This window comes from Pseudomonas fjordensis (genome assembly GCF_976987115.1).
This window is the reverse complement of the sequence record NZ_OZ336860.1, coordinates 2,409,569-2,421,578: the sequence shown is the minus strand read 5'-3', so window position 1 is coordinate 2,421,578 and position 12,010 is coordinate 2,409,569. Positions and strand designations below refer to the sequence as shown.

Sequence of the window (12,010 nt, the reverse complement as noted above, 5' to 3'; positions counted from 1 at the left end):
TTAAGCCAATGGCACGCGACGGGTAGTCAGCGCAATACGACCGATAAAGAAGCTCAAGGCCGCGCCCAACAGCAGCATGGCCAAGGTGCTCCAGGCCGCGCGGGACAGTTGCTTGGCAGCGACTTCACCGGCTTCACGAGCTTTTTGCTCAGCCTGTTTTTTCAGCTCATCGACCTTTTGCATGGCTTGCTGATAAGCCTGGGCATAGTTGTCGACGATCTGGGTGGCTTCTTCTTTGCTCTTGCCAGTGCGGGCCGCGACGATGTTGACCAGCGCCTCTTTATCCGCTGCATTCAGGGCTGGCTCGCCGGACGCTTTCACACGTTCGAACCACTGCTTGAGCTCATCACCGGCCTGGGCAGGGTTGGTCGCTGCATCGGTGGCCGACTGCTTGCCATCGGCTGCTGCCTGATCGGCTTTTTGCTCAACATTGGCAGGGTCCAGCTCCGCCTTGCCGCTCTGCTTGAGCAAGGTATCCAGTTGGCCTTGCAGGCTGTTCCAGTCCAGCTCGATGCCCTGCTCGTTCAACTGCTGTTTGATGCTATTGCCAATCCCCGGCGCGGCGGCAGCAATGCCACTGCCGGCTGCGGACAGGCCTTTGCCCACGACGTTGCCGGCAGTGCCGACCACGCTGGAAGCCAGGCCTGCCAGCAGCCAAGTGGTGAGCAAGGTGGTCAGGGTCCAGGTCAGCACCCCGTGCAGACCGCCGCGATCCGGCGCGGTGCGGCCGGCCACGAACGCGCCCAACGCGATGGCAACCAGTGTCGATACAAACAGCCAGATACCCGCACCCGTGCCAAAACCGCTCAACGGGTTACCCGCTTCCATCGGGTCAACGGCACTGGCGCCAATGGCGGTGCCCAACACACTCAACACCAGGTAGGTGACCAGTGCGATTGCACTACCGGCCAATACCGAGCTCCACGACACACGAAACAGTGATCGATTGGTTTCATAGACAGTGGTCATACAAAGGTCCTTTTAAAATTTGGGAGCAAGGCAATGTGCCTTGTTGGGTGTGAGTGTGGCGAAACGACATACGTTCAGTCCTGGCCCATATGCACCAGGCGCCCTGGTGCATTCGCACTGCCCCGTAGGCAATTACTCTGCACTATCCTGAAGCCGGGATGTCGTAACCCAATGTGCCTTGCCCTGCCCTAATCGGAGACGTTATGACCCAGGATGTTCTCGCCAAAGAAACCAACCGCCGCCAACTGCAGACCATCATCTCGGGACTGTCCGACGGTGTGATCCTGGCCGAGGTCGACCAGACCATTCTGTGGGCCAATGAGGCGGCGTTGACCATGCATGGGGTCAGCGAGGTCAAGGAACTGGGCGCCAATACCGAGGCGTACGCCAAGCGCTTTGCTCTGCGCTATCGCAACAACCATCCCTTACCACTGGACAGCTACCCCCTCAGCCGCGTGGCTGCCGGTGAAGAGTTCAGCGATGTGGTGGTGGAAGTCACACCCACCGACGACGAACACCGCAGCTGGGTGCACCGCCTGCGCAGCCTGGTGCTGACCGATGCCCAGGGTGAGCCGGAGTTGCTGGTGCTGATCCTCAGCGACGCCACCGAATGGGCCAGCGCCGAGCAGCGCTTTGAGAAAACCTTCAACGCCAACCCGGCGCCCGCCGTGATCTGCCGCCTCAGCGACTTGCGCTACATCAAGGTCAACCAGGGTTTTCTGGAGATGACCGGCTACAACCGCGACCAGGTCATCGGCAAATCCGTGTATGAACTGGATGTGCTGGAACAGGCCGAGCGCAAGGACCTGGCGATCCAGCGCCTGGGCGAAGGCGCGACCATCCCGCAGATGCAGGCCGAACTGCGGCTGCCCGAAGGTGGCAGCAAACTGGTGATCGTCGCCGGCCAACCGTTGGACATGAACGAGGAAGACTGCATGCTGTTTTCCTTCACCGACCTGGAGCCACGGCGCAAAGCCGAAATCGCCCTGCGCCAGAGCGAAGAGCGCTTCGCCAAATCCTTCCGTCTGACGCCCGTGCCGACCCTGGTGTGCAGTGCCGACAACCGCCAGGTGGTGGACATCAACGAAGCCTTTATGAGCATCACCGGCTACATCAGCGAAGAATTGATCGGCAAATCCATCGAAGACATCAACTTCATCGACAGCCCCCAGGCCGGCGCACAGCTGTTCGCCACCCTGGAAAAAGCCGGCAACCTTGAAGGCCAGGACCTCAAGGTGCGCAAGAAAGGCAGCGAGGTGATCGACTGCGTGGTGTCTGCCGACACCGTGATCATCCAGGACGTGCCCTGCTACCTGATGGTGCTGATGAACATCACCGAACGCAAACGCTCGGAGCTGGAACTGGTGGCGGCCATTGAGGAAGTCATGCAGGACGCATCCTGGTTCAGCCAGACCCTGATCGAGAAGCTGGCCAACGCCAAGAGCGTCAACAGCCCCAACCTGCCGAATGTTTCCTTCACCGACCTCACCGCCCGCGAGCGCGATGTATTGGGCCTGATCTGCGAGGGCCTGGCGGACAAAGAGATCGCCTCGCGCCTGAAACTGGCGCCTAACACCGTGCGTAACCATGTGGCCACGGTGTATTCCAAGCTGGGGGTGCACAGCCGTAGTGCAGCGATCGTCTGGGCCCGTGAACGCGGGCTGTTTGCCGGTGATTTGCGCCTGAAAAACAAACCCTGACCGTGCAAATGCACTAGTGCGTCTAGTGCGAATTCGCCTTATTGAGCGGCGGTGCAAGCAATAACCTTCAAGGGATCGTATTTATGCCTAGAAGGAACCCGCATGTTTACCCTCTCTCAACTGCGCAACTGCATCGAAGAAGGCCTGTCACCGCTGACGTGCGAATTTACCCTGTGCCGGGACGCTTCCTTGACCCTCAAGGTCTACGACGCCGAGACTGGCCGCGTCGACCTGGTGGTGACCGGCATCAGCACCAACCGCCTGCAAACCCCGCAGGAAGTGGCAAAAATGGTGGATGAGTTGCGCTACGAACTGCAAAGCAACAACGTCGGCAAGCTCACGCTGGATGATTTGCCTTTATCGCCGCTCCCATGAAATAAAACACCCCGCCTGCGACGATAAACGCCCCCAGCATGTAGAACATGTAATGGGCCGGCAGGCTGGCCAACACCAGCCCGCACAGCACCGGCCCCAGCGCGGCGCCGAGGTTGGACAGGTTTTGCGCCCCGTAATACATGCCCCGCAGGTGGTCCGGGGCAATTCGGTCGATAAACATGTACTCGGCCGGGAACACGATGATTTCCCCGACGGTGAACACCGCCATCGCCAATACCCACCCCACCACGCTGGTGGACAGCCCGAAGCCGATCAAACCCAGCATGAACATGCTCAAGCCGGCGATCAGCCATTGGCTCAGGTAACGGTGCGAGATGCGCCGGCCAATCAGGTACTGCAAGGCGATCACCAATACAGCGTTGGTGGTCAGCACCGCGCTGATCACCGTGTAGGTGTATTCGGCGGTCGTGGTGGTCACCAGGTACTGCGACAGGTAGGCCGTAAACTGGCCGAACACCACCGCGCTGAGTAAACCACCGAGGGTGAAGCACACCAGCCGGCGGTCCTGCAGCAGTACGCGGGCAACGGCGAGGAACGGCACCGGCTTTTGCGTAGCGTCCGCAGTGGCCAAGGTGCGGTCACCCCAACGCCCATACAGCAGGAAAAACCCCAGCCCCAACAGCGCCGACAGAATAAACGGCAAGCTGATATCCAGCTTGGCCACCATCGCGCCAAAGAACGGCCCCACGGCATAGCCGATATTGGTAAGGGTGTACTTGATGGAAAACACCTCGCTGCGCGCGTCTTCGGGCAGCAGGCTGGCGAAGCCGGCTTTCACCGCAATATCGATGACAGCGTAGGCCAGGTTGATCAGGATCAGGCAGCCATAGAACGCCCAGATATTCTGCGCCAGCACCGTGCCGATAAACCCCAGCACAAACACTAGGCTCAAGCCGAGCAACAGGCGATAGCTATTGATGCGGTCGACCAGAAAACCGCCGTAGACACTCAGCAGCGAGCCGACGATCAACGAACTGCCGATCACCAGGCCGACCTGGGTAATGTCCAGGCCGAAATGGCTGGTGAGGTAGATGACGAGGTAGGGAAAGGTGATGGCTTTGGCCAGCGTCAGCAACAACGTGGCGCACAGCAGCAGATTCACGGTGCGGGGGTAGTTTCTTATTGTGGCAAGCATCCTGCTCTCGTTCTTCAAAGGTAACGCGACCATTGCGGTCGGTTACCTTAACGCAAGAGACATGAAACGAGCAGATGCCCCGACGGGATTATTGCTTGACTGGCGTAATCTCGAGGATGGTGCCGTTGGTGGTCTTGAGCAGGACGTACTTGTCGCCTACGCGCGCCCACTGGCTTTCCTCTTCGGGCTGCTTGAGGCCGCGTTTTTTCCAATCGCTGATGGCCGACTCCTTGCGCATCAGGATATCCGGCGCGCGGTCGCCCTCTTTCAAGTCGCGAGAATTGATGTTTGAAGGTTGCACGGTTTCCTGAGGGGTATCGCCGGCCTGCGCCACGAAACTGGCGGTAGACAAGCTTGCAGCGACGAGAACACAGGCAGCTAGAGTTCTGGATTTCATGGGTGCTCCTTCAATTAATGATGCATACCCAGGTTCCGACCGCGGCGGCGCGCAATCATTCAGCCTTGTTTCCTGTGGCCAGAGATTGCGATCGTGAAAATAATACTGTAATTTTTCATGAAATTATTCGACATAAATTTCATGACCCCACAAGAAGAACTCGCCACCCTCGCGGCGCTGATCCACGACCTGCGCAAGCACAAGAAGCTCACCCTGGCGCAACTTGCGCAAAAAATCGAGCGGTCGGTGGGGTTTCTCTCCCAGGTCGAACGTGGCCTGTCGCGCCCGACCGTGGCCGATTTGACCGCCATCAGCCACGCCCTCGACGTGCCCACCACCTACTTCTACAGCCTGCCCAAACCCAAGGCAGTGGACTGGGTCACCCGCCCCAACGAGCGGCGCACGGTGTATTACGCCAATGGCATCACCGACATCCTGGTGTCGCCGAGTATGAACGGCGCGTTTTCGATGCTCGACAGCCTGTTGGCCCCCGGTGCCAACAGCGGCGAGCAAAGCATGAGCGACCGCGCCGAGCAGGCCGGTTTTGTGCTGGAGGGCGAGCTGACGCTGTGGGTTGAGGGTGAGCCCGATGCGGTCACCCTCCACGCTGGCGACAGTTTCCACCTGGCCAGTTTCGCCCACTGCCGCTATGCCAACCTCACCGACCTGCCCGCCCGCGTCTTGTGGGTTTACAACTAGGAGCTGCACCCGTGAAAAGCCAATCCTCCACGTTGCTGGCCGAAGTACGCAGCTTCCGCCAGAACCACCCCGACGTGCGCTATGTCGACCTGATCGCCCTGGACATTCCCGGGCATTTCTATGGCAAGCGCTACCCGGTGGAGATGCTTGAGAAAGTCGCAGCCGGCAGCCCGCTTAAGCTGCCGCAGAACGCGGTATTGCTGGGGGCTCAGGGTGGGTTGTTCAAGATTGGCGACTACTGCTTCAACGATGGCGACCCGGACGCCAATCGCCGATTGGTGCCGGGCACGCTCAAACCGGTGAACTGGGAATCGCAGCCATTAGGGCAAATGCTCATCACCTCGGACGGCACCGAAGCGCCCATCGAATTCGAACCCCGCGAAGTCCTGGCCAAGGTGCTCGAACGCTTGCAACACCAAGGCATTCACCCAGTGGTCGCGTTTGAGCTGGAGTTCTACCTGTTCGATAAACAACTGGAAAACGGCCTGCCGCAATTTGCCCGCGACCCGCTCAGTGGAGATGCCGACGACCAGCCCAACCTGCATATCGAACGGCTGTCGCGCTTTAGCGACGTGCTCGAGGACATGGCGCAAACCGCCAAGGACCAAGGCATCGACATCACGGTGATCACCGCCGAAATCGGCCCCGGCCAGTTCGAGATCAACTTCGGCCACTGCGACGACGGCCTGCGTGCCGCCGACTGGGCCGCCCTGTTCTGCCGCAGCACCCGTGGCGTGGCGCTCAAGCAGGGTTACCGCGCCAGCTTCATGGCCAAGCCCTACCTGCAATTTCCCGGCAGTGGCATGCATGTGCATGTCAGCCTTTACGACGCAGCGGGCAATAACCTGCTCGCGGCCCATCAGCAGCAGCCATTGCGCCACGCCGTGGCCGGCTGCCTGGAATTGCTGCCCCACTGCATGCCGATCTTCTCGCCCAACCACAACGCCTTCCGCCGCCTGGGCGGCACGGTCAACGCTGCGACGCGGGCGAGCTGGGGCTTTGAAGACCGCGATGCTTGTGTGCGCATCCCCGAGTCCGACCCGCGCAACCTGCGGATCGAGCACCGCCTGGCCAGCGCCGATGCCAACCCTTACCTAGTGCTGGCGGCAATCCTGGTGGGCCTTGAGCACGGGCTTGAGGCCAAGCGCGAACCCATCGCGCCCCTGAACGAAGACCGCAACAGCGGCACCGATTTCCCGGTGGAAATGCTCGACGCCGTGCGTGCCATGCAGCAGCAACCGGTGCTGCGCGACAAGCTGGGCGCGGAATTTGTCGACGTGTATTGCGAGAACAAACGCCAGGATCACTTGGCTTTTCAGCAAGAAATTCATGCGCGCGAATATCGCTGGTTTCTCTAAACACGCGCCGCGCTGGCGGTATACAAACCTTGATCCAAATCAACGAAAGGCTCTAGCACGGGCCTTTCAGGCTTAAAAATTGTCGAACAATCCTGGTCTTTGCCGTTGAGATCCATTATCATCCGGCGCCTTCTCGCTACCCGCCGGGTAGCTGTTTCAATGTGTCACCCGAGGCGCCCATGTACCGTTTTTCGTTTCACCGCCCTTTGATTGCTATCAGTCTGGGGCTGGTTTCCCATTCCGTCAGCGCTGCACTGCAACCCCTAGCCGAAGCTCCACTGGCCAACGACACCGAATTGCACTGCCACTTCAACCGCGACGCCAGCACCGACTGCACCACCACCTACCGCTACACGATCCTCAAACCCAACGGCCGCGAAATGCTCTCGCGCATCGATTTCGATTACTCCGAAGGCGATACCTTTGAAGTGATCAGCGCCCAGTCCACCCAGCCTGGCGCCAAGCCGGTCGCCCTCGCCGCCACGCAAATCGATACCCGCAGCGCGCCCAACCCGGACCAGGGTTTCAGCCGCGATAAGCAAACCTCCCTGGCCTTCCCCAACCTGCGCGTGGGCACCAAGATCCGCTACACCGTACGCCACCACTATCCGGCAAAACCGCTGATGAGCCAGTTCCATTACGTGCTCAAGTTCGGCCCCGGCGCGGCCCGCCGCGATCGTTTCAAGGCGCGCTTTACCGCCGAACGCCCGATCCAGTGGCGTAGTGAAATGTTCGACGCCTTCAACGTGACCCCTTCGAGCAACGGCAAAACCCTGGACGTGGCGCTTAAAGCGCCGATCTACCTCAACTACATCAATGAATCCTCCGCCGCCGCGCTGCTGCGCGTTCCACGCCTGGAAGTGGGCAGCGCCGTGGACCGCCAGGCGTACTTCGGTGATTTTGCCCAGCGTTACAACCAGATCCTCGGCGCCAACCTGCCGACGCAAGCCGCCGCCGCCGTGGCCGCCGCACGCAGCCTGGCGCCGGCTGAGCAAGTGTCCGCGCTGATGCAGCACATCAATGATCACTACCGCTACCTGGGTGACTGGCGGGCGACCGAACGCGGCTATGTGCCGTTCAGCCTGGCGGAAATCGAGCAACACGGCTACGGCGACTGCAAGGACCTGGCGACGCTGCTGACGGCCATGCTCAAGGCCAGCGGCATCAAGGCGGAGACCGCGTGGGTCAGCCGTGGCGACGTGGTCGATGCCCTGCTGATTCCGGGCACCCAGGCGCCGAACCACGCCATCGTGCGTGCCGAAGTGAATGGCCAAGTGTGGTGGCTTGACCCGACCAACCCGGTCTTCGCCCCTGGCCAGACCATGCCCGATATTCAGGACCGCTGGGTGTTGGTCAACGACGCCCAGAGCCAGGTGCGCGAAGAACACATCCCACTGGAGCGCCCCGAAGTCTCGATACGCCTGGACAAACAGGTGCAATACGGCAAAGAGGGAGATGGCGCGGTCAAGGCGACTATTACCTTCAGCCGCCTGCCGCTGATGCAACTGAGCGTCGCCGACCGCCAGCAAGGCACCACCGCCACCGACCAGAACATCTGCGCCAATTTCGGCAACGACATCAGCGACTGCCAGATCACCCGCGAACCCACCCGTTTTGTGGTACATGACGGCTACAGCGTCAGCGCCCGCATGAACGATCAGCGCGCCCTGGAAAAACTGGCCAATGACTATGTCTACACCGACCCGTCCTTGAAAGACCGCTGGGAAGGTTACGTCAACTATCGCCGCCAGGGGCAACAGGCCGACCTCTACCTGGGCAACCCCGAAACCTATGACTACACCTACACCCTGACAGGCGGGAAGATGGAAAAAGCCATCCCCGGCTGCAAGGTGCGCTCGCCCTGGTACGACCTCGACCTGGACGGAAAACTGGAAGACGGCTCACTGCGCTATCACTATCGCCTGAGCCAGAAAAAACGTTGGCTGACCCATGCCGAAGTCACCAGCGATGCGTTCGGCAAAATGATTGAAGAAGCTCGGGCCTGTGCCGAGCAGGTGCATCAGGTGGTGAAGTTCTAAGGTGCCCCTGACACACCCCCTATCCAAATGTGGGGGCTGGCTTGCCTGCGATGACCGTAGGTATCTCCCCAACTTTGCAGGTTGTAGCAGCCAACGGTAACCACGATGCGAAGCGAGCCGCTCTTGATCTGCTTTTGATCTTAGGCGCCCCGTCAAACCACGCTGGCCGGAATTCGACAGGGATTTGGGGGGTAAACCGGCAGGGATGCCGGTTTAGCCGCCCCGCGCCATGGATGGCGCGTGGCGGCGGCCCCCCAAATCACTGGCGGATTACGGGCACACCGAGCCTAAGCGAGGTGCCGAGTGGTGGGGCAAGAGCGTTTTGCTTACTTTTGCGCTTTTCAAAAGTAAGACGCCGTCAGGGCGGAACCCTAAGTGGCCGTTACCTAAATAACGGATATGTACCCAGTCCAACTGTGTTGACTGTTAGGCCGCCTTCGCGAGCAAGCCCGCTCCCACAGTTGGAATGTGGGGTGTCAGGTAGAGAAGTGTCGGCTGGGGGGCCGCCATCGCAGGCAAGCCAGCTCCCACAGAGAGATCGCGGGGTGTCAGGTAGATATGCATCGGCTGTCGGGCCGTCATCGCAAGCAAGCCAGCCCCCACCTTTTAATCCGTGTGTGTGTCAGCGGGATTCGCCGAGCAACAAGCCCTGCTCCCGAGCGCACAACTCCACCACATAATCCCATAACACCCGCAACCGCACCGACTTGTGCAACTCCCGGCGCGAGCTGATCCAATAGCTGCGCTGAATGCCCTCTGCCGGCAACAACGGCACCAACTCCCCATCCCCAGCCGCCATGAAACACGGCAACACCGCAATGCCCAACCCCGAACGCGCCGCCTGGTGCTGCGCAATCACACTGGTGCTGTGGAACACCACCTTGGGGTTACGGCAGAAGCTGTTGAGGAACTTCAGCTCCTGGCTGAACAGCAGGTCATCGACATAATCGATCCAGACATGGGCAGCAAGGTCTTCACGCTTCTCGATAGGCGGGTTGCGCGCCAGATAGCCACGGCTGGCGTAAAGCGCCAGGCGATAATCAGTAAGTTTGCGCGTCACCAATTGATCGGCGCTGGGGCGCTCCAGGTGAATGCTGATCTCCGCTTCGCGGTTGAGAATACTGACAAAACGCGGCACCGCGACCAGCTCCACCTCCAATCCTGGATAGCGTTCAAACAACCCGCCCATGCGCGCGGCCAAAAACATCACGCCCAGCCCTTCGGCCACGCCGAGGCGGATCTTGCCCAGGGGCGCAGCAGAATGGGTGAGTTCGTCTTCGGCCAGCAGCGCTACGTTCTCCATGGCCTCGGCATGCTTGAGCAACGCTTCGCCGGCAGGCGTCAGTTCATAGCCCTGGGCATGTTGCACGAACAACGCCGTGCCGAGGCTTTTCTCGATGGCGTCGATATGCCGGGCCACGGTGGCATGCGTGGTTTTCAGGCGTTGGGCGGCGGTGAGCAGGCGGCCACTGCGCTGCAACTCGAGAAAAAACCGCAGGTCATTCCAGTCGAACATATCGCCTCCAGTGCCCGGGCCAGCCGCCGTTGTTTAAAAACGCACAGCGGGTGGGTAAAAACTAACATTTTTAAGACGAAAACTAACAACTAGGATGGGGCCAATAAGAAAAACAAGCGAGACCCCAGATGCCCAATGCAACTGCTGAATACGATTACATCGTCGTCGGCGCCGGCCCCGCCGGATGCCTGCTGGCCAATCGTCTGTCCGCCAACCCGGCTCACCGTGTGCTGCTGCTGGAAGCCGGTGGCCGCGACAACTACCCCTGGATCCATATCCCCGTCGGCTACCTGTTCTGCATCGGCAACCCCCGCACCGACTGGTGCTTCAAGACCGAATCCCAAGCTGGCCTGCAAGGGCGCGCCTTGAGCTACCCACGGGGCAAAGTGCTGGGCGGCTGCTCGTCCATCAACGGCATGATCTACATGCGCGGCCAGGCTCAGGACTACGACGGCTGGGCGGCGGCGGGCAATGCGGGCTGGGCCTGGAAGGACGTATTGCCGCTGTTCAAACAGAGCGAAAACCATTTTGCCGGCGGCTCTGAATTCCACAGCGAGGGCGGCGAGTGGCGCGTCGAGCAGCAGCGCCTGTCGTGGCCGATCCTCGATGCGTTTCGTGAGGCGGCGGCTCAAAGCGGCATCGCCAATATCAATGACTTCAACCAGGGCGATAACGAGGGCTGCGGTTACTTCCAGGTGAACCAGAAAGCCGGTGTGCGCTGGAATGCGGCCAAGGCGTTTCTCAAGCCGATCCGCCAGCGGCCCAACCTCACCGTGCTGACGGAGGTAGAGGTTGAGCGTGTGCTGCTGGAAAACGGTCGTGCCTCGCAGGTACTGGGGCGTCAACACGGCCAATCGATGGGCTGGAAGGCGCGCAAGGAGATTGTGCTGTGCGCGGGCTCGGTGGGTTCGCCGGGGATTCTGCAACGCTCAGGGATCGGCCCTTCCCAGGTGCTCAAGCCGCTGGGCATCGACGTAGTACATGAACTGCCAGGCGTTGGCGGCAACCTGCAAGATCACCTGCAACTGCGCCTGATCTACAAACTGGAAAATGCCCGCACCCTGAACCAGATCGCCGGCACATTGTGGGGCAAGATGGGCATGGGCCTGCGCTACCTGTACGACCGCAGCGGCCCGCTGTCGATGGCGCCCAGCCAGCTCGGCGCGTTTGCCCGCTCCGGGCCGGAGCAGACCTCGGCCAACCTGCAATACCACGTGCAGCCACTGTCCCTGGAGCGCTTTGGCGAACCGTTGCACGGCTTCCCGGCATTTACCGCGTCGGTTTGCGACCTGCGCCCGCAAAGTCGCGGCCGGGTGGATATTCGTTCGGCCAACCCGGCGGATGCGCCGCTGATACAACCCAATTACCTCAGCCACCCCGAAGACTTGCGCATCGCCGCCGACGCCATTCGCCTGACCCGGCGCATCGTCGCCGCTCCGGCCCTGAGCCAGTTCAAACCGGTGGAATACCTGCCTGGCCAAGCCCTGCAAACTGAAGAACAACTGCACGAGGCCGCTGCGCGGATCGGCACCACGATTTTCCATCCGGTGGGCACTTGCCGCATGGGCGATGACAAGGACGCCGTGGTCGACAGCCAACTGCGCGTACACGGCATCCCCGGCCTGCGCATTGCCGATGCGTCGATCATGCCGCGCATCACCTCCGGCAATACCTGCTCACCCACGCTGATGATCGCGGAGAAAGCCGCGCAGCTCATCCTGTCACCCAACACTGTAGGCGCGAGCTTACTCGCGAAAAACCCACCAGCACCGCGCACTACAGGGCACCCCGCGTAATCGTT

General features: G+C 60.8%; 10 protein-coding genes. 6 read left to right on the top strand and 4 right to left on the bottom strand.

Features of this window, described 5'->3' with window-relative positions; all coding sequences use genetic code 11:
* Window positions 1–969, bottom strand: a complete 969-nt coding sequence (locus ACWHXD_RS11160; protein ID WP_019821429.1) for a hypothetical protein — start codon at window positions 967–969, stop codon at window positions 1–3.
* A 203-nt stretch (window positions 970–1,172) separates the two neighbouring features.
* Between ACWHXD_RS11160 and ACWHXD_RS11155 the strand changes: the two genes are divergently transcribed.
* Window positions 1,173–2,669, top strand: a complete 1,497-nt coding sequence (locus ACWHXD_RS11155) for a PAS domain S-box protein (protein ID WP_098952041.1) — start codon at window positions 1,173–1,175, stop codon at window positions 2,667–2,669.
* 102 nt (window positions 2,670–2,771) lie between these two features.
* On the top strand, window positions 2,772–3,044 hold the full coding sequence (locus tag ACWHXD_RS11150) for a DUF1652 domain-containing protein (protein ID WP_003190355.1): 273 nt from the start codon (window positions 2,772–2,774) through the stop codon (window positions 3,042–3,044).
* On the opposite strand, the gene ACWHXD_RS11145 is transcribed toward ACWHXD_RS11150, so the two are convergent.
* Window positions 3,007–4,200, bottom strand: a complete 1,194-nt coding sequence (locus ACWHXD_RS11145; protein ID WP_138762674.1) for an MFS transporter — start codon at window positions 4,198–4,200, stop codon at window positions 3,007–3,009. The two genes, ACWHXD_RS11150 and ACWHXD_RS11145, sit on opposite strands and share 38 nt — an antisense overlap.
* An 88-nt stretch (window positions 4,201–4,288) precedes the next feature.
* The gene (locus tag ACWHXD_RS11140) at window positions 4,289–4,597 is read right to left on the bottom strand and encodes an RcnB family protein (protein WP_138762675.1); all 309 of its coding nucleotides are present in this window, start codon (window positions 4,595–4,597) and stop codon (window positions 4,289–4,291) included.
* A gap of 141 nt (window positions 4,598–4,738) precedes the next feature.
* Between ACWHXD_RS11140 and ACWHXD_RS11135 the strand changes: the two genes are divergently transcribed.
* The 3 genes from ACWHXD_RS11135 (at window position 4,739) to ACWHXD_RS11125 (ending at window position 8,693) form a co-directional block, all read left to right on the top strand.
* Window positions 4,739–5,296, top strand: a complete 558-nt coding sequence (locus ACWHXD_RS11135; protein ID WP_032892444.1) for a helix-turn-helix domain-containing protein — start codon at window positions 4,739–4,741, stop codon at window positions 5,294–5,296.
* A gap of 11 nt (window positions 5,297–5,307) precedes the next feature.
* Window positions 5,308–6,654, top strand: a complete 1,347-nt coding sequence (locus tag ACWHXD_RS11130; RefSeq protein ID WP_138762676.1) for a glutamine synthetase family protein — start codon at window positions 5,308–5,310, stop codon at window positions 6,652–6,654.
* 179 nt (window positions 6,655–6,833) lie between these two features.
* Window positions 6,834–8,693, top strand: coding sequence for a DUF3857 domain-containing transglutaminase family protein (locus ACWHXD_RS11125; RefSeq protein WP_138762677.1), 1,860 nt, complete (start codon window positions 6,834–6,836; stop codon window positions 8,691–8,693).
* A gap of 622 nt (window positions 8,694–9,315) precedes the next feature.
* Here the strand turns inward: ACWHXD_RS11125 and ACWHXD_RS11120 are convergent.
* The gene (locus ACWHXD_RS11120; RefSeq protein WP_138762678.1) at window positions 9,316–10,209 is read right to left on the bottom strand and encodes a LysR family transcriptional regulator; all 894 of its coding nucleotides are present in this window, start codon (window positions 10,207–10,209) and stop codon (window positions 9,316–9,318) included.
* 128 nt (window positions 10,210–10,337) lie between these two features.
* On the opposite strand from ACWHXD_RS11120, the gene ACWHXD_RS11115 reads away from it, so the two are divergent.
* Window positions 10,338–12,005: a GMC family oxidoreductase gene (locus ACWHXD_RS11115; protein ID WP_138762679.1), complete on the top strand. Its 1,668-nt coding sequence runs from the start codon at window positions 10,338–10,340 to the stop codon at window positions 12,003–12,005.
* Window positions 12,006–12,010 lie beyond the last annotated feature (5 nt).